Source organism: Pseudomonas baetica (genome assembly GCF_051216495.1).
GTDB lineage: Bacteria > Pseudomonadota > Gammaproteobacteria > Pseudomonadales > Pseudomonadaceae > Aquipseudomonas > Aquipseudomonas baetica_B.
Genome location: NZ_JBPKAM010000056.1, coordinates 23,490 through 42,671 on the forward strand (window position 1 = coordinate 23,490; position 19,182 = coordinate 42,671).

The window sequence follows — 19,182 nt, forward strand, 5'->3', positions numbered from 1 at the left end:
TATCGACCATGCAATGGATGTTCATGTTGATTGGCCTGTTGCTGGGCTGGGTGCTGGACGAGTCATTTGGCGATGCGCTGCTGGGTGCGTTGCTCGGCTTGGCGATCGGCCAGGCCATTCGCCTCGGCCGGTTGGCATCGCAAGTCAGTGAGCAGCGCCGGTTGCTGGAACAGGCACAGGTGGCATTGCATGGAGTCGAGCAACGGTTGGCCCTGCTGGAAGCGTCTGGCGCCACTGTCCCGCCATCCAGTGAATCCGTCATCAGTGAATCCGTCATCAGTGAAACCGTTCAGGTCCCTGACAGGGTTGTCGTCGAGCCCCCTGAACTGATCTGGGAGCTGCCGCCGGAACTCGAAGCGGCTGCCGAAACCAGCCCTCGACCGCCGGTCGACCCCTGGAAACCTCAACCAACGGCCCGCGAACCACAACAACCCGCTATCCCACGGGGCCCCAACTTCATCGAAAAAGCCATCAACGCTGCCCGCGCGTGGCTGTTGGGCGGGAATACGGTATTGCGGGTCGGTGTGGTGCTGTTGTTTCTCGGTCTGGCGTTCCTGTTGCGTTACGCCACCGAAGGCATGGTGGTGCCGATCGAGTTGCGTTACGCCGGTGTCGCGATGGCGGCGCTGAGCCTGTTGGGGCTGGGTTGGTGGTTGAGATCGCGCAACAGCAGTTACGCCTTGATGCTGCAAGGCGCTGGCGTGGCGGTGTTGTACTTGACGGTGTTTGCGGCGATGCGCTTGCATCCGTTACTCGATCCTTCGGCGGCGTTTGGCATTCTGGTCGCCATCACGGTGTTCTCGGCGATTCTCGCCGTGACCCAAAATGCCATGGGGTTGGCTGCCGCCGCCGCGCTGGGTGGATTCGCGGCGCCGATCCTGGCCTCCACCGGTTCCGGCAGCCACGTCGCCTTGTTCAGCTACTTCGCCTTGCTCAACGCCGGCATCCTCGCCATTGCCTGGTTCAAGGCCTGGCGCTTGCTCAACGTTATCGGTTTTGTGAGCACCTTCGGCATTGGTGTCGCCTGGGGCCTGCGGTCCTACACGCCGGATTTGCTGTGGAGTACCGAGCCTTTCCTGGTGCTGTTCTTCCTGCTGTACCTGGCCATCGGGCTGCTGTACGCCCGCCGCAAGTTACAGGCGTTAAATGACCCGCCCGAGGATGAGGGTCGAGAGGCGCTGTTGCGCTGGTCGGCGCGCAAGGGTGATTACGTCGATGGCACGCTGCTGTTCGGTCCACCGTTGGTGGGCTTCGGGTTGCAGTTCGCCCTGGTGCAGCATCTGGAGTTTGCCGCTGCCTTCAGCGCCTTGGTGCTGGGGATGATCTACATGGGGCTGGCCCGCTTGCTGATGGGAGGCCGCGCTATCCTGTTGGGGGAAACTTGTCTGGCCCTGGGGGTGATTTTTACCAGCCTCGCGATTCCATTGGGGTTGGATGCTCGCTGGACGACCGCCGCTTGGGCAGTGGAAGGCGCGGGGATTTTCTGGCTTGGCCTGCGTCAGCAACGACCGTTGGCCCGCGCCTTTGCCTTGCTGTTGCAACTGGGAGCTGCGCTGGCGTTTCTCAGCGAGTTGGGCCGTGGCGAGAGTAGTCTGCTCGACGGCACACCGTTAGGCGCACTGATGTTGGGCGCTGCCCTGTTGTTCAGCTTCTATCAGCTGCATAAAGCGTTACCGGAGCAAATCAAGCCCTGGGAGCGCATGGGCACTCCGGTATTGGCCTGTCTAGGTTTGGCGTTCCTTTATCTGCTGGCGCCGCTGTTTTTCTTTAGCCATGGCACGGTGATCGGTTGGGCCTTGGCCGGTCTGGTGACGTTGCTGGCCGGCCTGCGCATTGTGTCGCGCACCGTGCTGTTCATGGCGCTTGCGATCCAGTTGTTGGCGGGCGCGTTGTTTCTCATGCAATGGCCGCTGCCGGGTGAGACGCTGCGACCATTGGCCCACGGCGCATTCTGGGCACCACTGATGCTGGGGTTGGCTGGGTTGATCGGTGCTTGGCGTTTGCATCTCGGCAACGCTGATGGATTGAATCTTCAGCGGTTGTCCCAAGTGTGGCTGGTTTGGGGCGCGGCCTGGTGGGCATTGGCGTGGGGCAGTGAAGTGCTGCGCTTGGCGCCATTGCCGCTGCAAGCGACGTTGATGCTGATTGTCGCGGCCGTGAGCGTTGCACTGTGGACCGTGTTGGCGCTGCGCCTGAAGTGGCCGTCGCTGGGGATGCTCTGCACAGTGTTGATGCCGGCAGCTGCGCTGGTGTTGCTGGCGGCATGGCACTCGCGTTTTCACCCGGCCGCCCATTTTGGCTGGCTGGCTGGCCTGGCCCGCGCTGTTCGTGGTGCATTTCGTCTCCCTGCGGCGCCTGGCGTCGATGTTGCCAGTGCGGTTTTTGAGCACCGCTCACGTGCTGGGCTGCTGGTTGCTGATCGCTGTGCTGGCCTTGGAGCTGCGCTACGGCTTGTTGCTGTTGTCCGAGCAATACAACGCCTGGCGCTGGCTGGGCTGGGCGATTCTGCCGAGCCTGTATCTGGTGTTGATCGCAGCGCCCCGCGACTGGCCGTGGCCGGTATCGTCTTACCCCCGCGAGTATCGCCTGTACGCCGCTGCGCCACTGGCGCTGTTGATGCTCGTTTGGTTCTGGTTGGCGAACGTCTTCAGTGACGGCGCCGCCGAACCGTTGCCTTATGTGCCGCTGATCAATCCATTGGAATTGGGTTTGATGTTTGCGTTGTTCGGCATTTATGTCTGGTCCCGCAGCGCCCTGAGTCAATTGGCGGTGCGCTGGACATTCGCGGGCGCAGCCATACAGGCGATCACGGGCGTCTCGCTGTTCGTATTCTTCACGGCATTGGTCATGCGTACCGCGCACCAGTGGAGTGGGGTGCCCTTCGAGCTTGATCTGTTGCTTGATTCCATGCGGGTGCAGGCGGGCCTGTCCATCGTCTGGACCTTGATAGCCCTGACCCTGATGATCGGCGGTCATCTGCGTGGGCGACGCGAGGTCTGGTTGATTGGTGCTGTGCTGATCGGCGTTGTCGTGGCCAAACTGTTTTTTGTCGAATTGAGTAACCGTGGCGGACTCGCCCGGATCGTCTCGTTCATTGGCGTGGGCGTGTTGCTGCTGGTCGTGGGCTACTTCGCTCCGTTACCGCCCAAACGCGTCGAGGCTGTGCCGGAAGCTGAAAAACCGGCCCCGAAAACCGAAGGAGTGTCGTCTTGAGTCAGAAGCTGAACCTGAGCTGGTTGGGTGCGGTTGTGATGGGTATGGCGCTGACGGCCGGCGCTTCGGAAAAACCGGCGGACTTCGCCACGCAGATACCGCTGTCGGTGAGCGGCGAAGGCCCCTGGTATCGCCTGGAACTGCCCCTGGCGGTACAGCTGAATGCATGGCAGGCAGACCTCGGCGATGTACGCGTGTTCAACGCCGTCGGCGATGTGCAGGCCTATGCCCTGGCCCGGGAAACCGCGAAGTCCGATGACAATCGCACGCTGACGGACGTCAAATGGTTCCCACTGTACAACTCGGCGGACGACACCGAACGCGCGCCGAGCGTGCGGGTGCAATCTAACGCCAACGGTGCACTGGTCGAAGTCCAGCCCTCCAGTCAGTTGGAGGTGGGTGAAGAGGTGTTGCGTGGCTGGTTGCTCGATGCCAGTGGCATCAAGGCACCGTTACATCAGTTGATACTCGACTGGACCAGCGAGCGTGACGGTTTCCAGCGTTTCAGCATCGAGGCCAGCGACGATTTGCAAAATTGGCAGTCCTGGGGCGAAGGGCAGGTGGCGCGCCTGACCTTTGCCGACGAACGGGTCGAACAGCATGAAATCGGCCTGCCGGGGCAGTCGGCGCGCTATCTGCGATTGCTGTGGAGCACGCCGCAAGCGGCTCCCATCCTGACGTCGGCGCAATTGCAGAGCGCCAATCCCCGCAACCTGCCGTTGCCGTTGGTCTGGTCGCAAGCATTGGCCGGCACCAGCGTGAAGGCCGGTGAGTACACCTGGCAATTGCCGGCGGGGCTGAATGTCGAGCGTGTGCAGGTGACGCTGGACCAGCCCAACAGCCTGGCACCCGTGATCTTGTCCGGACGTCGGGAGACCAGCCTGCCGTGGCAGCCGCTGAGCAGTGGTCTGTTGTATCGCCTGACCCAGAATGGCCAGGACGTGGTGCAGAACGAATTGCAGTTGCCGGGGCAAACCGTGCAGCAGTTGAAACTGACCGTGGACGAGCGTGGCGGTGGCCTGGGTGCGCAAGCGCCCACCGTGAAATATGCCGTGCGCGCCACGCAACTGGTTTTTCTGGCACGGGGGCCGGGGCCGTATACGCTGGCGCTGGGCAGTGCGACGGCGAGAGCGGCCAACTTGCCGTTGTCGACCCTGATTCCGGATTACAGTGCGGCAAAACTTTCGACCTTGGGCCGGGCTTCGGTCGATGGAGACACGTTGCTGAGTCCGCCGGCCACGACCGTTCCGGTACCCATCGGTACGGACTGGAAAAAATTCGGCCTATGGGCGGTATTGTTGCTCAGTGTGCTGTTTCTGGCGGTGATGGCGTTCAGTCTGCTGCGCAAACCCCCGGTTAAACCCTGAAAGTTGCCATTCGCGAGCAGGCTCGCTCCCACCGTTGGAATGTGTATTGCTGTGGGAGCGAGCCTGCTCGCGAAAGCGATTTACCGGTCGGTAAAGTCTCCATTTCCATCTACGCTAATCCCCGCGCATGAACTCTCTTCAACCGATCACGTCTGATAGGAGGAAATGCGCCCCGACTCGCGTTAAACTGCGCGGGTTTTTAGCCCCCCCATTCCACCGGAGCCGTCCATGTCCCGCGTTACCTTGAGTCGCTATTTGATTGAGCAGACCCGCAGCAACAACACTCCTGCCGATCTGCGCTTCCTGATCGAAGTGGTGGCGCGTGCTTGCAAGGAGATCAGCCACGCCGTTTCCAAGGGCGCCCTGGGTGGCGTTCTGGGCAGCATGGGCACTGAGAACGTTCAGGGCGAAGTGCAGAAGAAGCTCGACGTACTGTCCAACGAAATCCTGCTCGAAGCCAACGAGTGGGGCGGTCACCTGGCCGGCATGGCGTCCGAAGAGATGGACAACGCCTACCAGATCCCGGGCAAATATCCGAAAGGCGCGTACCTGCTGGTATTCGACCCACTGGACGGCTCGTCGAACATCGACATCAACGCGCCAGTCGGCACCATCTTCTCCGTGTTGCGTTGCCCGAACGAATATCTGAGCCAGAACGAAGCCCTGAATGAAAAGGCCTTCCTGCAGCCAGGCACCCAGCAGGTTGCCGCCGGTTATGCGATCTATGGCCCGCAAACCATGCTGATCCTCACCCTGGGCAATGGCGTCAAGGGCTTCACCCTGGACCGTGAAATGGGCAGCTTCGTCCTGACTCACGAAGACATCACCATTCCTGAATCCACCCAGGAATTCGCCATCAACATGTCCAACCAGCGTCACTGGGAAGCCCCGGTGCAGCGCTACGTCAGCGAATTGCTGGCTGGCGAAGAAGGCCCGCTGAAAAAGAACTACAACATGCGCTGGGTTGCCGCGATGGTTGCGGACGTGCACCGTATCCTGACCCGTGGTGGCCTATTCATGTACCCACGTGACGCCCGTGAGCCATCCAAGCCAGGCAAGCTGCGCTTGATGTACGAAGCCAACCCGATGTCGTTCCTCGTGGAGCAAGCGGGCGGCGCGTCCACCGACGGCCACCAGCGCATCCTCGATATCCAGCCTGAAGGCCTGCACCAGCGCGTAGCGGTGTTCCTCGGCTCGAAGGAAGAAGTGGCCCGCGCCACGGCGTACCACAAGGAATAAGCCATGAAGGCGCCCTGGCAGCCGTTGCTCGATTGGTGGTTCGGACATGCCGGATCAGCTAAGGAAGTGGCGGCGCAGAAGGGCAAGTTATGGTTTGGCAAGCGTGACAGCCAGGACCTCGAAGCGCGCGAGCGATTCGGGGCCCAGGTCGAACAGGCACTGGCCGGCGGATTGACCGAGTGGACGCAATGTCCTGAAGGTTGGCTGGCCCTGGTGCTGTTGCTCGATCAACTGCCACGCATGCTCTTTCGCGATTCTCCCAAAGCCTTTTCCGGTGACATCAGAGCCCAGGCGCTGGTGGCACAGGGCATTGCCGCGGATTTCGATCGGCAATTGCAGCCGATCCAGCGGGTATTCATCCTCCTGGTATTCGAGCACTGCGAAAACCTCGACGTGCAAAACGAATGCATCTCGCGCTACATCGAACTGCTGGAGCAACAGCCGGACAGTGACAAGGCGCTGTTTGCCGATTACCTGGACTATGCCGAGAAGCATCAGAAGGTGATTGCGCAGTTTGGGCGGTTTCCCCATCGCAATGAGGTGTTGGGGCGCGAGTCTACGGCGCAGGAAATTGAGTTTCTTTCGAAGCCTGGTTCCAGGTTTTAAATCTCCTTTGCCAGTGATGGCCTCTTCGCGGGCAAGCCCGCTCCCACAGTGGTTTGTGTCGTACACATATATTGTGCTCACCGCGATACCTGTGGGAGCGGGCTTGCCCGCGAAGGGGTCCGCAAGAGCGCCTTAGATCCTGAAACTACCCACCAACTGCTTCAATCGCGCTGCCTGCTGTTCCAGATCGGCACACGCGCGCAAGGTCGATTGCAGGTTCTCCACGCCTTCCTGGTTCAGCGTGTTGATCTCGGTGATGTCAACGTTGATCGATTCCACCACGGCCGTCTGTTCTTCCGTCGCTGTGGCCACGGATTGGTTCATGCCGTCGATTTCACCAATGCGCTGGGTCACGCTGCCCAGGCGTTCACCGGCCTGGTTGGCGATGCCGACGCTGTTTTCGCTCTGGCGCTGGCTGTCGGTCATGATGGTGACCGCCTCACGGGCGCCGACTTGCAGCTCTTCGATCATTTTATGCACTTGCTGCGCCGAATCCTGAGTGCGGTGGGCGAGGTTGCGCACTTCATCGGCCACTACCGCAAAACCACGCCCGGCTTCACCCGCGCGCGCGGCTTCGATGGCGGCATTGAGGGCCAGCAAGTTGGTCTGTTGGGAGATGCTGGTGATCACTTCCAGGATCTGCCCGATGTTGACGGTGTTGCTGTTGAGCGTCTCGATGTTGCCGCAGGAATCGCTGATCTTTGCAGACAGTTGATGCATCGCCGAGATGGTTTTATCCACAACCTGCTGACCCTCTTCGGCCAGGGAGCGGGCATCGCTCGAGTGCTGGGAGGCGAGGGCGGCGTTCTGGGCGATTTCCTGGGCGGCGGCGCCGAGCTGGTTGATCGCCGCGGCGACGCTGCTGGTGCGCGAGGCTTGCTGATCTGAGTTGAACATCGACGAGTTGGAGGCGGCCACTACGCGCAGTGCCACTTCGTTGACCTGCCCGGTGGCCGAGGACACTTCGCGGATCGAGGTGTGAATCCGTTCGACAAAACGGTTGAACGACAGTCCCAAGGCACCGAATTCGTCGTGACCGTGAATGGTCAGGCGTTTGGTCAGGTCGCCTTCGCCTTCGGCGATGTCGTGCATGGCACGACCCATGGTAAGCAACGGCCGCATCAGGAAGCTGATCAGCATGCCCAGCAAAGCGATGATGATCACCACCGCAATTACCATGGCAATGATCGCCGAGGTGCGGAATTCGCTGAGCATCGAGAAGGCGGTCTCCTGGTCCAGCACCAGCGCGACATACCAGTCCGCCGACGGTACGCCGTTGACGTGGGTGAAGGACATGAACTGACGCTTGCCGTCGATTTCCACCTCTTTCATACCTGGGCTGACTTTGGGCGCACCGTTCGGGTAGGCATCGGCCAGGTTCTTGAGCACCAGTTTGCTGTCGGGGTGGATCAGGATCTTGCCGTCGGCGCCGACGATGAAGGCATGGCCGTGACCGCCAAAGTTCAGCGAGTTGATGATCGCGCTGACGCTGGACAGGTCAATGTCGGCGCCTGCCACGCCGATCATCTGGCCTTGCTGCTTCACGGGCGTGGCGACGGTGATCACTAGTTTGCCGGAGGAGGCGGCGATGTACGGTTCAGTGACGATGGTCTGTTGTGCGCTGTTGGCGGCTTTGTACCAGCCACGGGCGCGCGGGTCGTAATCCGCTGCGCGGTTGCCCGCCGGGATTGAGAACATCACACCATCAGTGCCGCCGAAGTAGCTCAGCTGGAAATTGCCGGTGTAGGCGGGCAGGTCGATGGCGCGTTTCAAACTGGCCGGCGCACTGCCGTCGACGGCGATTTGCTGGGACAGCGATTGCAGCAACTGGATGCGGCTTTCCAGCCAGGTCTGGATGTTGCTGGTGGTCAGGCTGCCGAGCTCCTGCATCGAGGCCTCGGTGTTGCTGCGCAACGTCTGACGCTGGCGATAGTCGTTGAACAGGATGAAACAGGCGAATGCAACGGCCACCACGAGGGCGGCAGCCAACAGGATTTTGTGGCTGAACTTCATGTTTCTGGTCATTAAGTGAGCTACCGCGGAAAGTCTCGTGGACAAGGGAGGCACATGCCACGGGTAGGGGCATTGCGCTGCCCTGCATGTCGGCTGAACGGCGCCAAAGATTAGGCGGATTCCTAAAAAGTCGACGAAATGCTCCGAGGAAACGGAAAGTGGCTGATTTTTAGGCAAAAGGTAGACGAGCGGCCCGATAAATAGCCCGCGAGGAAGGGAACCCGCGAGGGGTTTTCACTTCTAAGGTCTTGCTTGGCAGCCATGCCAACCCCCTTCGTCCCCGGAGTTACACCATGTCGCTGCGTTCCCTCGCCCTGCTTTCGTTCTGCGTGTTGTTGGCTGCGTGCAGTAAGGTCAATCAGGAAAACTACTCGAAACTCTCTTCCGGCATGTCCAAGACCGAGGTTGAAACCTTGCTGGGCAAACCGGCCGACTGTTCGGGCGCGCTCGGCATGTCCAGTTGCACCTGGGGCGACAAGAACAGCTTTATCAGCGTGCAGTTTGCCGGTGACAAAGTGCTGATGTTTTCCGGCCAAGGCCTGAAGTAAACCGGGGCCAAGCGCCCACGGGAGAAAAATAATGAAGCGGTTATTGATAATGCTTTTTGCCGGCCTGGTGTTGGCCGGCTGTGCCACTTCTGGCCAGGATCCGTTGGCGCCCAAGACCGTCAACAGCGTCAACCTCAAGCGCTACCAAGGCACCTGGTACGAGCTGGCGCGCATGCCGATGTACTTCCAGCGCAATTGTGCGCAATCCGAAGCTCACTACACGCTCAAGCCTGACGGCAATGTGGCGGTGCTGAACCGCTGCCTGACCCCGCAGTGGGAGTGGGAAGAGGTCAAGGGCACGGCTTATCCACAAGTGCCGGGCAAGACCGACAAGTTGTGGGTCGAGTTCGATACCTGGTTCTCGCGGCTGATACCGGGTTCGGCGAAGGGCGAATATTGGGTGCTGTACGTCAGCGATGACTACAAGACCGCCATCGTCGGAGACCCGAGTCGTCGTTACCTGTGGCTGCTGTCGCGCACCCCGACCGTCAATGGTGTGGTGCGTGAAGAGTTGCTGAGCAAGGCGCGTCAGCAAGGCTACGACACCACGCGGCTGATCTGGCGGGCGTCGGATACGCAGATGGCGAAGACTTCCAACTGATCACACATTCCCTTGTGGGAGCTGGCTTGCCAGCGATGAGGCCGTCAGATTCTGCATCATTGCTGTCTGATCGACCGCCATCGCTGGCAAGCCAGCTCCCACAGGTATTTGTATTAGCCTAAAAGATCGCGCAGGACTTGAGTGAATGCGCGATTACTTTCTTCTTCCCCAGCATGCCGCCCGTCACGCACAACCCACTGGCCATTGACCAGCACATCCCGCACCTGACGGTCACCACCAGCAAACAACCACCGGTTCAGAATTCCGTCACCACTGGCCGTCGCCAAGTACGGATCGCTGCCGTCCAGCACCAGCCAATCGGCACGCTTGCCCACTTCCAATGCACCAATCGGCTGGCCCAGTGCCTGAGCACCGCCATCCAGTGCTGCATCAAACAGCGTGCGCCCGACCATCGGTTGATCCGCGCCATACAAACGATTACGTCGCTGATCGCGCAGGCGCTGCCCGTATTCCAGCCAGCGCAACTCTTCCACCACGCTCAAGGACACGTGGCTGTCGGAGCCGATGCCCATGCGTCCGCCCTGGGCGAGGAAGTCCACGGCCGGGAAGATCCCGTCGCCGAGGTTGGCTTCGGTGGTCAGGCACAAGCCGGCGATGGCGCGACTCTTGGCCATCAGCGTGACTTCTTCCGGATTGGCGTGGGTGGCGTGGACCAGGCACCAGCGTTGATCGACTTCGACGTTTTCATACAGCCATTGCAGCGGACGGCGGCCACTCCAGGTCAGGCAGTCGTCGACTTCCTTCTGCTGTTCAGCGATGTGAATGTGCACAGGGCATTGTTTGTCGCTGGCCGCCAACACTTCGCTGATTTGCTGCGGTGTTACCGCGCGCAACGAGTGGAAGCACAGGCCCAGCGACTGTGCCTTTTGCTGAGCCAGCAAGGGTTGCAGGCGTGATTGCAGCTTCAGATAGTTTTCAGTGCTGTTGATAAAACGGCGCTGGCCTTCGTTCGGAGTCTGGCCGCCGAAACCGGAGTGGCTGTAAAGCACTGGCAGCAGAGTCAGACCGATGCCGGCGGAGCTGGCGGCCTGGCTGATGCGCAGGGCCAGTTCGGCTGGATCCGCGTAAGGCTGGCCATTGTTGTCGTGGTGTACGTAATGAAATTCCGCCACCGAGGTGTAACCGGCCTTGAGCATTTCGATGTACAGCTGGCGGGCGATGACGCCGAGTTGTTCCGGGCTGATTTTTCCGACGAGGCGATACATCAGATCGCGCCATGTCCAGAAACTGTCATTCGGATTACCGGCCACTTCCGCCAGCCCGGCCATGGCCCGCTGGAAAGCGTGGGAGTGCAGATTCGGCATGCCCGGCAGCAGCGGGCCACTCAACCGCTCGGCGCCATCTGCATGGGAATCGGCCTGGATATGGGTCAGGACGCCATCGGCGCTGACCTCAAGACGTACATTGTTGGCCCATCCACTAGGCAGCAGCGCGCGTTCGGCAAAGAAGGCGGACATGGTTCAGCACCCCATCGTGTGTTATTTGTATATACATATACAGACGTTTGCCTCGTCGGTAAACTCCGGCAAGCTAGCGACATTAACCAAATGACCAAGGATTAACCGTGCCGACTCCGCCTCCAGTCTCTCCGTTGGCCGCGAACATGGGCGACAGTCCGGCGCCCTTGTACGCCCGCGTCAAACAAATGATCACCCAGCAAATCGACAGCGGTAACTGGCCACCGCACTACCGCGTTCCGTCGGAAAGCGAGCTGGTCAGCCAGTTGGGCTTCAGCCGCATGACCATCAACCGCGCCCTGCGCGAGATGACCGCCGACGGTCTGTTGGTGCGCATGCAAGGCGTCGGCACGTTCGTCGCCGAGCCGAAAAGCCAGTCCGCACTGTTCGAAGTGCACAACATCGCCGACGAAATCGCCTCCCGTGGTCATCGCCACACCTGCAAGGTCATCACCCTTGAAGAAGAGGCCGCCGGTTCCGAGCGGGCCCTGGCCCTGGACATGCGCGAAGGCCAGAAAGTGTTCCATTCGCTGATCGTGCATTTCGAAAACGACATTCCGGTGCAAATCGAAGACCGTTTCGTCAACGCACTGGTGGCCCCGGACTACCTCAAGCAGGATTTCACCCTGCAAACGCCTTACGCCTACCTCAACCAGGTCGCGCCGTTGACCGAAGGCGAGCATGTGGTCGAGGCGATTCTGGCTGAGTCTTCCGAATGCAAGTTGCTGCAGATTGAAAAGGGCGAGCCGTGCCTGCTGATCCGCCGACGTACCTGGTCCGGTCGTCAGCCGGTGACCGCCGCCCGTTTGATCCACCCCGGTTCCCGTCATCGTCTGGAAGGTCGGTTTCATAAATGAATGAGCTGAAAGTTTTACGTGCAGTTGATTACCCGCGTATGCCGTGGAAAAACGGCGGCGGCAGCACCGAAGAAATCACCCGCGATGCCGGCACCGGTCTTGAAGGCTTTGGCTGGCGCCTGTCGATTGCTGACATTGGCGAGTCGGGCGGGTTTTCCACCTTCGCCGGTTACGAGCGGATCATCACCGTGTTGCAGGGCGACGGCATGACCCTGACGGTGGATGGTCAGAACACACGACCGCTGTTACCGCTGGACCCGTTTGCCTTCAGTGGCGAGAGCAAGGTGTCCTGCACGCTGCTTGGCGGAGCGATCCGCGATTTCAACCTGATCTATGCACCGCAGCGCTACAGCGCACGGTTGCAGTGGCTGGATGGCAAGCAGCGGTTTTTCAGTGAGGCCGGGACTGTGCTGGTGTTCAGCGTCAGTGATGAGCTTGAGGTGAAAGTCGGTAACAGTGCCTCGCAGCTGGGTCGTCATGATTGCCTGCAACTGGTCGGTAACACCGGGTTGCTGGAAGTCTCCAGTAATGGCGCCTGCTGTGTGATCGAACTGACTGCACGCTGATTACGGGTTGATTCGATCTTTTGTGGCGAGGGAGCTTGCTCCCGCTGGACTGCGAAGCAGCCCCGAAACCATTCAACCGTGATTTAACAGTTGAATCCGACTAGCCGGGTTTACGACGGCTTCGCCGCCGAGCGGGAGCAAGCTCCCTCGCCACAAAAGCAGTAACCCACGTCGTTCCCCAAAGCGCACCACTTTGTTACCGAACGCCCCAGCGTGGCGCAAAACCGCACTCAAGTAACAACTGCTAGCTCCCCACCAAAATCCCCCCGAAAAATTTCATCTACGCCTGAGCCCTTGATCCAGGCGCTCTCCAGCCCTTTCAGAATTTTTCTTGAATGCTCATCCAACAAGTTGGCCGCTTGATTGCATATGCTTGTATGTACAAGTAAAGACGTATGCGTATGAGTCGCTCGAGAGACTCCTCGCAACGTCCACTGATTCGCCTGTCGCGCAACGATGCGCACAGGCTGGCTTACCCACCGCCAGGGTTGGTTTGGATTGATCGCTGAGGAGTCTTTTTCGTGACTGACAACAAAATTACCAAGTTCCGTGACGTCGAAATCCGTGCTGCGCGCGGCAACAAGCTGACCGCCAAAAGCTGGCTGACCGAAGCGCCGCTGCGCATGCTGATGAACAACCTCGACCCGGAAGTCGCCGAGAACCCTAAAGAGCTGGTGGTTTACGGTGGTATCGGTCGCGCGGCACGTAACTGGGAGTGCTACGACAAGATCGTCGAGAGCCTGACCAACCTGAACGACGACGAAACCCTGCTGGTGCAATCGGGCAAGCCGGTCGGCGTGTTCAAGACCCACAGCAACGCCCCGCGCGTGCTGATCGCCAACTCCAACCTGGTGCCACACTGGGCCACCTGGGAACACTTCAACGAACTGGACGCCAAGGGCCTGGCCATGTACGGCCAGATGACCGCCGGCAGCTGGATCTACATCGGCAGCCAGGGCATCGTCCAGGGCACCTACGAAACTTTCGTCGAAGCCGGTCGCCAGCACTACAACGACAACCTGACCGGCAAGTGGGTCCTGACCGCAGGCCTGGGTGGCATGGGCGGCGCCCAGCCGCTGGCCGCGACCCTGGCCGGTGCCTGCTCGCTGAACATCGAGTGCCAGCAGATCAGCATCGATTTCCGCCTGAAAACCCGCTATGTCGACGAGCAAGCCAAGGATCTGGACGACGCCCTGGCGCGTATCGCCAAGTACACCGCTGAAGGCAAGGCGATCTCCATCGCCCTGTGCGGCAACGCCGCTGAAATCCTCCCGGAACTGGTGCGTCGCGGTGTGCGCCCGGACATGGTCACCGACCAGACCAGTGCCCACGACCCGCTCAACGGCTACCTGCCAGCCGGCTGGACCTGGGACGAATACCGCGCTCGCGCCAAGACCGAGCCGGCCGCCGTCGTGAAAGCCGCCAAGCAATCGATGGCCGTACACGTCAAAGCCATGTTGGACTTCCAGAAAATGGGCGTGCCGACCTTCGACTACGGCAACAACATCCGTCAGATGGCCCAGGAAGAAGGCGTGGAAAACGCTTTCGACTTCCCTGGCTTCGTACCGGCCTACATCCGTCCGCTGTTCTGCCGTGGCATCGGCCCGTTCCGTTGGGCGGCACTGTCGGGCAACGCTGAAGACATCTACAAGACCGACGCCAAGGTCAAAGAACTGATCCCGGACGATGCCCACCTGCACAACTGGCTGGACATGGCCCGCGAGCGCATCAGCTTCCAGGGTCTGCCAGCGCGTATCTGCTGGGTTGGCCTGGGCTTGCGCGCCAAACTCGGCCTGGCCTTCAACGAAATGGTCCGCAGCGGCGAGCTGTCGGCGCCGATCGTGATCGGTCGCGACCACCTGGACTCCGGCTCGGTGTCGAGCCCGAACCGTGAAACCGAATCGATGCAGGATGGTTCCGACGCCGTGTCCGACTGGCCACTGCTCAACGCACTGCTCAACACCGCGAGCGGCGCGACCTGGGTTTCCCTGCACCACGGCGGCGGCGTCGGCATGGGCTTCTCCCAGCACTCGGGCATGGTGATCGTCTGCGACGGTACTGACGAAGCGGCCGAGCGTATCGCTCGCGTGCTGCACAACGACCCGGCCACTGGCGTGATGCGCCACGCCGATGCCGGCTACCAGATCGCCATCGACTGCGCCAAGGAACAAGGGCTGAACCTGCCGATGATCACCGGCAAGTAACACAAAAAACTGTGGGAGCTGGCTTGCCAGCGATGGCGATGGCATTGCTGGAATTGATGTTGAATGTGCCGACGTCTTCGCGGGCAAGCCCGCTCCCACAGGAATCGAGTAAACCGGGCGGAACAATTAAAACAATCCACAGAGGTTGAACCATGGCGGTTAACAGCGAACGTGCAGGCAACAAACCGTTGATCGAGAAACGCTCGATCGACTACATCCCGGAAGCGGAAAGACACGGTCGTCTGTTCAGCCAGTTCACCCTGTGGATGGGTGCCAACCTGCAAATCACCGCGATTGTCACCGGGGCCCTGGCTGTGGTGCTGGGCGGTGATGTGTTCTGGTCTTTGATCGGTCTGCTGATCGGGCAACTGCTCGGCGGCGGGGTGATGGCACTGCACGCGGCGCAAGGTCCCAAGCTTGGCCTGCCGCAGATGATTTCCAGCCGGGTGCAGTTCGGTGTTTACGGCGCGGCCATCCCGATCGTGCTGGTATGCCTGATGTACCTCGGTTTCACCGCCACCGGTACCGTGTTGTCCGGCCAGGCCCTGGGCCAGTTGTTTGGCGTCAGTGACACCGTCGGTATCCTGATTTTCGCCAGTGTCATCGTGCTGGTCACGGTGCTCGGTTACCGGGTGATCCACTGGATTGGCCGTGTCGCCAGCATCATTGGTGTCATTGCCTTTGTGTATCTGTTCAGCCGTCTGATGAGCCAGACCGACGTTGGCGCACTCCTGCAAATCCGCCACTTCAGCTGGAGCAGCTTCCTGCTGGCGGTGTCGCTCGCGGCGTCCTGGCAGATCGCTTTCGGCCCTTACGTGGCTGACTATTCGCGCTACCTGCCAAGCAAGACGTCTTCGGTGAAAACCTTTTTCGCCGCGGGTGCAGGCTCGGTGATCGGCGCGCAGGTGGCGATGATCCTCGGCGTGTTTGCCGCCGCCTCGGCCAACGGCCAATACGCCGGCCATGAGGTGGCCTACATCGTTGGTTTCGCCGGCAGTGGTGCCACCGCTGCGCTGCTGTACTTCAGCATCGCGTTCGGCAAGGTCACCATTTCCACGCTGAACTCCTACGGCAGCTTCATGTGCATCGCGACCATCATCAGCGGCTTCCGAGGTGACCTGAAGGTCTCGCGGTTGCAGCGTCTGGTGTGGGTGCTGGTCATCGTCGGTGCCGCGACCCTGATGGCGTTGCTCGGCCAGCATTCGTTCCTCGGTGCATTCAAGTCCTTCATCCTGTTCCTGCTGGCATTCTTCACGCCATGGAGCGCGATCAACCTGGTGGACTACTACTGCATCACCCGCGAACGCTATGACGTGCCGGCACTGGCCGATCCGAACGGTCGCTACGGTCGTTGGAATGTCCTGGGTATCAGCGTCTATGTCTTCGGCGTGCTGGTGCAGCTGCCGTTCATCTCTACTAAGTTCTATACCGGTCCGCTGGTGGCAGCCCTGGGTGACGTGGATATTTCCTGGATCATCGGTCTGGTGCTTCCCGCCGCCCTGTATTACGTGTGCGCGAAAAAATGGCATGGCACAGTGCCCGATCACCTGATTCTGCCGGTCGAGCAGGACAGTGTTGTACAACCAGAAACAAGTGGGGCCGGTCGCGCTGCGGCGCGGGCCTGATTGGACGTGGACAGGGCTGGATGCCTCTTGACTGCCGTAAGCCAATTCATGATTAGGAGCGTCACAACAATGAAATCGAACAAGACCCTGCTGACCACATTGCTTTCCATGGGCCTGCTGGCCAGCGCCGGCGCCACTCAGGCGGCGGGTTGGTGCGAGTCGGGCAAACCGGTGAAGTTCGCCGGCCTGAACTGGGAAAGCGCCATGCTCCTGACCGACGTGCTGCAAGTCGTGCTGGAGAAAGGCTACGACTGCAAGACCGACAGTCTGCCGGGCAACTCCATCACCATGGAAAACGCCCTGAGCAGCAACGATATCCAGGTGTTTGCCGAGGAGTGGGTCGGCCGCAGCGAGGTCTGGAACAAGGCCGAGAAGGCCGGCAAGGTTGTCGGCGTCGGCGCACCGGTTGTCGGTGCCGTTGAAGGTTGGTATGTGCCGCGTTACGTGATCGAAGGCGATGCCAAGCGTAAGCTGGAAGCCAAGGCGCCGGACCTGAAAAACATTGCCGACCTGGGCAAGTACGCCACCTTGTTCAAGGATCCGGAAGAACCATCCAAGGGCCGCTTCTACAACTGCCCGGCCGGCTGGACCTGTGAGCTGGACAACAGCGAAATGCTGAAAAGCTATGGCCTGGAAAACAGCTACACCAACTTCCGCCCAGGCACCGGCCCGGCGCTGGATGCCGCCGTGCTGTCGAGCTACAAGCGTGGCGAGCCGATCCTGTTCTACTACTGGTCGCCAACGCCGCTGATGGGCTTGGTCGACGCGGTGAAACTCGAAGAGAAGCCGGGCGTGAACAAGAGCGTGACCATCAAGGTCGGCCTGTCCAAGACCTTCCACGACGAAGCGCCGGAACTGGTGAGCGTGTTCGAAAAGGTCAACCTGCCGATCGACCTGCTGAACCAGAACCTGGGTCGCATGAGCAAAGAGCGAATCGAGTCGCCAAAACTGGCCAAGATCTTCCTGAAGGAACATCCTGAAGTCTGGCACCAGTGGGTGAGCGAAGACGCAGCCAAGAAAATCGACGCGGCCTTGTAGGTTGAGCTTCTCCGGCTGTCGACAGCGACAGCCGGATGCTTGATCGCAACCCCTTGATTGAGAGTCTCTTTATGTTTCCCGAAAGCTTTACCTTTTCCATCGCCGACTGGGTCAACGGTTGGGTCGATTCGCTGGTCACCAACTACGGCGACGTGTTCCGGCACATCTCCGACACCCTGTTGTGGGCCATCGTCAATCTCGAAGGGCTGCTGCGTGCGGCGCCCTGGTGGCTGATGCTGGCCATCGTGGCCGGTGTGGCCTGGCACGCGACCCGTAAAGTCGTGACCACGGCAGTCATCGTCGGTTTGTTGTTCCTGGTGGGTGCGGTCGGCCTCTGGGACAAACTGATGCAAACCCTGGCGCTGATGATGGTGGCGACGGTCATCTCGGTGCTCATTGGCATTCCGCTGGGGATTCTCTCGGCGCGCAGCAACCGCCTGCGTTCGGTGCTGATGCCGCTGCTGGACATCATGCAGACCATGCCGAGCTTCGTGTACCTGATCCCGGTGCTGATGCTGTTCGGCCTGGGCAAGGTTCCGGCGATTTTCGCCACCGTGATCTACGCCGCACCGCCGCTGATTCGCCTGACCGATCTGGGCATCCGCCAGGTCGACGGTGAAGTGATGGAAGCGATCAACGCCTTCGGTGCCAACCGCTGGCAGCAACTGTTCGGCGTGCAACTGCCTCTGGCCCTGCCGAGCATCATGGCCGGGATCAACCAGACCACCATGATGGCCCTGTCGATGGTGGTGATCGCTTCGATGATCGGTGCCCGTGGCCTGGGCGAAGACGTGTTGGTGGGGATTCAGACCCTCAACGTCGGACGTGGCTTGGAAGCCGGCCTGGCGATCGTGATTCTGGCAGTGGTGATCGACCGCATTACACAGGCGTACGGTCGCGCACGGCATGAGGTGAGCAAATGAACAACGCAACCGTAAGCAAGATCGAAGTCAAAAACGTCTTCAAGATTTTCGGCAACCGTTCCAAAGACGCGCTGGAAATGATTCGCCAGAAAAAGACCAAGGACCAGGTGCTGGCCGAGACCGGTTGCGTGGTCGGCGTCAACGACCTTTCGCTGAGCATCGGCAGTGGCGAGATCTTCGTGATCATGGGCCTGTCGGGCTCCGGCAAGTCCACACTGGTCCGTCACTTCAATCGTCTGATCGACCCGACCAGCGGCGCGATCCTGGTGGACGGCGTGGACATCCTGCAATACGACATGGAAGCCCTGCGCGAATTTCGTCGGCGCAAGATCAGCATGGTGTTCCAGAGCTTCGGCCTGCTGCCCCACAGAACGGTGGTGGACAACGTCGCCTACGGTTTGAAAGTGCGCGGCGAGAGCAAGCAGATGTGCACCGAGCGTGCGCTGCACTGGATCAACACCGTGGGCCTCAAGGGCTACGAAAACAAATACCCGCACCAGCTTTCCGGCGGCATGCGTCAGCGTGTGGGCCTGGCCCGCGCACTGGCGGCGGACACCGACATCATCCTGATGGACGAAGCTTTCAGCGCCCTCGACCCGTTGATTCGCGCCGAGATGCAGGACCAGTTGCTGGAGCTGCAAAAGACCTTGCACAAGACCATCGTCTTCATCACCCACGACCTCGACGAGGCCGTGCGTATCGGCAACCGCATCGCGATCCTCAAGGACGGCCGCCTGATCCAGGTCGGCACGCCGAAAGAGATCCTGCACTCGCCGGCGGATGAGTATGTCGATCGGTTCGTGCAGCGCAGGGCGGCGGTGGTTTAAAGGTTTGCGGCGTCAGTGCCGGCCCCTTCGCGAGCAGGCTCGCTCCCACAAGTGGAATGCGGTTCCCTGTGGGAGCG

General features: G+C 60.5%; 14 protein-coding genes and 2 pseudogenes. 13 read left to right on the plus strand and 3 right to left on the minus strand.

What is annotated here, in order from left to right; translation table 11 throughout:
- The first annotated feature begins 8 nt into the window (after positions 1–8).
- From ACSFE6_RS19540 to ACSFE6_RS19555, 4 genes and pseudogenes are all read left to right on the plus strand, one after another.
- Positions 9–3,213, plus strand: a pseudogene (locus ACSFE6_RS19540) (DUF2339 domain-containing protein).
- The gene (locus tag ACSFE6_RS19545) at positions 3,210–4,580 is read left to right on the plus strand and encodes a DUF3999 domain-containing protein (RefSeq protein ID WP_435429123.1); all 1,371 of its coding nucleotides are present in this window, start codon (positions 3,210–3,212) and stop codon (positions 4,578–4,580) included. The pseudogene ACSFE6_RS19540 and the gene ACSFE6_RS19545 overlap by 4 nt, the downstream one beginning before the upstream one ends.
- Positions 4,581–4,808: 228 nt before the next feature.
- Positions 4,809–5,819, plus strand: coding sequence for a class 1 fructose-bisphosphatase (locus ACSFE6_RS19550; RefSeq protein ID WP_110965915.1), 1,011 nt, complete (start codon positions 4,809–4,811; stop codon positions 5,817–5,819).
- A 3-nt stretch (positions 5,820–5,822) separates the two neighbouring features.
- Positions 5,823–6,425 carry a DUF924 family protein gene (locus ACSFE6_RS19555; protein WP_435429124.1) on the plus strand — a complete coding sequence of 201 codons (603 nt, stop codon included), beginning with the start codon at positions 5,823–5,825 and terminating at the stop codon, positions 6,423–6,425.
- 132 nt (positions 6,426–6,557) lie between these two features.
- On the opposite strand, the gene ACSFE6_RS19560 is transcribed toward ACSFE6_RS19555, so the two are convergent.
- Both ACSFE6_RS19560 and ACSFE6_RS19565 read right to left on the minus strand, forming a co-directional pair.
- Entirely contained in the window at positions 6,558–7,322 is a 765-nt protein-coding gene (locus ACSFE6_RS19560) for a methyl-accepting chemotaxis protein (protein ID WP_435429133.1), read from the minus strand.
- A 93-nt stretch (positions 7,323–7,415) separates the two neighbouring features.
- A pseudogene (locus ACSFE6_RS19565) lies at positions 7,416–8,450 on the minus strand (HAMP domain-containing protein); the annotation flags it as partial.
- A gap of 281 nt (positions 8,451–8,731) precedes the next feature.
- On the opposite strand from ACSFE6_RS19565, the gene ACSFE6_RS19570 reads away from it, so the two are divergent.
- Positions 8,732–8,986 carry a hypothetical protein gene (locus ACSFE6_RS19570; protein WP_435429125.1) on the plus strand — a complete coding sequence of 85 codons (255 nt, stop codon included), beginning with the start codon at positions 8,732–8,734 and terminating at the stop codon, positions 8,984–8,986.
- A gap of 31 nt (positions 8,987–9,017) precedes the next feature.
- On the plus strand, positions 9,018–9,587 hold the full coding sequence (locus tag ACSFE6_RS19575) for a lipocalin family protein (protein WP_435429126.1): 570 nt from the start codon (positions 9,018–9,020) through the stop codon (positions 9,585–9,587).
- Between the two features lie 113 nt (positions 9,588–9,700).
- On the opposite strand, the gene ACSFE6_RS19580 is transcribed toward ACSFE6_RS19575, so the two are convergent.
- Positions 9,701–11,065: a formimidoylglutamate deiminase gene (locus ACSFE6_RS19580; RefSeq protein ID WP_435429127.1), complete on the minus strand. Its 1,365-nt coding sequence runs from the start codon at positions 11,063–11,065 to the stop codon at positions 9,701–9,703.
- Positions 11,066–11,211: 146 nt separating this feature from the next.
- Between ACSFE6_RS19580 and hutC the strand changes: the two genes are divergently transcribed.
- The 7 genes from hutC to ACSFE6_RS19615 all read left to right on the plus strand — a co-directional run bounded on the left by hutC (position 11,212) and on the right by ACSFE6_RS19615 (position 19,105).
- Complete coding sequence (gene hutC, locus ACSFE6_RS19585) at positions 11,212–11,922, plus strand: histidine utilization repressor (RefSeq protein WP_173677901.1); 711 nt, start codon at positions 11,212–11,214, stop codon at positions 11,920–11,922.
- Positions 11,919–12,488 carry a HutD/Ves family protein gene (locus ACSFE6_RS19590; RefSeq protein WP_435429128.1) on the plus strand — a complete coding sequence of 190 codons (570 nt, stop codon included), beginning with the start codon at positions 11,919–11,921 and terminating at the stop codon, positions 12,486–12,488. Before hutC ends, ACSFE6_RS19590 begins: the two co-directional genes overlap by 4 nt.
- A 521-nt stretch (positions 12,489–13,009) precedes the next feature.
- Entirely contained in the window at positions 13,010–14,692 is a 1,683-nt protein-coding gene (gene hutU / locus ACSFE6_RS19595; RefSeq protein ID WP_435429129.1) for a urocanate hydratase, read from the plus strand.
- A 152-nt stretch (positions 14,693–14,844) separates the two neighbouring features.
- Positions 14,845–16,317, plus strand: coding sequence for a purine-cytosine permease family protein (locus ACSFE6_RS19600; RefSeq protein WP_435429130.1), 1,473 nt, complete (start codon positions 14,845–14,847; stop codon positions 16,315–16,317).
- A 69-nt stretch (positions 16,318–16,386) separates the two neighbouring features.
- On the plus strand, positions 16,387–17,355 hold the full coding sequence (locus ACSFE6_RS19605) for an ABC transporter substrate-binding protein (protein ID WP_435429131.1): 969 nt from the start codon (positions 16,387–16,389) through the stop codon (positions 17,353–17,355).
- 71 nt (positions 17,356–17,426) lie between these two features.
- Positions 17,427–18,278: an ABC transporter permease gene (locus ACSFE6_RS19610; protein ID WP_175390019.1), complete on the plus strand. Its 852-nt coding sequence runs from the start codon at positions 17,427–17,429 to the stop codon at positions 18,276–18,278.
- Positions 18,275–19,105, plus strand: coding sequence for a quaternary amine ABC transporter ATP-binding protein (locus tag ACSFE6_RS19615; RefSeq protein WP_433738255.1), 831 nt, complete (start codon positions 18,275–18,277; stop codon positions 19,103–19,105). Before ACSFE6_RS19610 ends, ACSFE6_RS19615 begins: the two co-directional genes overlap by 4 nt.
- Positions 19,106–19,182: the final 77 nt, after the last annotated feature.

Excerpts from the sequence above, each read along its gene's own strand:
- ACSFE6_RS19610 (WP_175390019.1), top strand. The coding sequence starts at position 17,427 with ATGTTTCCCGAAAGCTTTACCTTTTCCATCGCCGACTGGGTCAACGGT.
- ACSFE6_RS19570 (WP_435429125.1), top strand. The coding sequence starts at position 8,732 with ATGTCGCTGCGTTCCCTCGCCCTGCTTTCGTTCTGCGTGTTGTTGGCT.
- ACSFE6_RS19590 (WP_435429128.1), top strand. The coding sequence starts at position 11,919 with ATGAATGAGCTGAAAGTTTTACGTGCAGTTGATTACCCGCGTATGCCG.
- hutC (WP_173677901.1), top strand. The coding sequence starts at position 11,212 with ATGGGCGACAGTCCGGCGCCCTTGTACGCCCGCGTCAAACAAATGATC.
- ACSFE6_RS19615 (WP_433738255.1), top strand. The coding sequence starts at position 18,275 with ATGAACAACGCAACCGTAAGCAAGATCGAAGTCAAAAACGTCTTCAAG.
- ACSFE6_RS19560 (WP_435429133.1), bottom strand. The coding sequence starts at position 7,322 with ATGTTCAACTCAGATCAGCAAGCCTCGCGCACCAGCAGCGTCGCCGCG.
- ACSFE6_RS19575 (WP_435429126.1), top strand. The coding sequence starts at position 9,018 with ATGAAGCGGTTATTGATAATGCTTTTTGCCGGCCTGGTGTTGGCCGGC.
- ACSFE6_RS19605 (WP_435429131.1), top strand. The coding sequence starts at position 16,387 with ATGAAATCGAACAAGACCCTGCTGACCACATTGCTTTCCATGGGCCTG.
- ACSFE6_RS19580 (WP_435429127.1), bottom strand. The coding sequence starts at position 11,065 with ATGTCCGCCTTCTTTGCCGAACGCGCGCTGCTGCCTAGTGGATGGGCC.
- ACSFE6_RS19600 (WP_435429130.1), top strand. The coding sequence starts at position 14,845 with ATGGCGGTTAACAGCGAACGTGCAGGCAACAAACCGTTGATCGAGAAA.
- ACSFE6_RS19550 (WP_110965915.1), top strand. The coding sequence starts at position 4,809 with ATGTCCCGCGTTACCTTGAGTCGCTATTTGATTGAGCAGACCCGCAGC.
- ACSFE6_RS19555 (WP_435429124.1), top strand. The coding sequence starts at position 5,823 with ATGAAGGCGCCCTGGCAGCCGTTGCTCGATTGGTGGTTCGGACATGCC.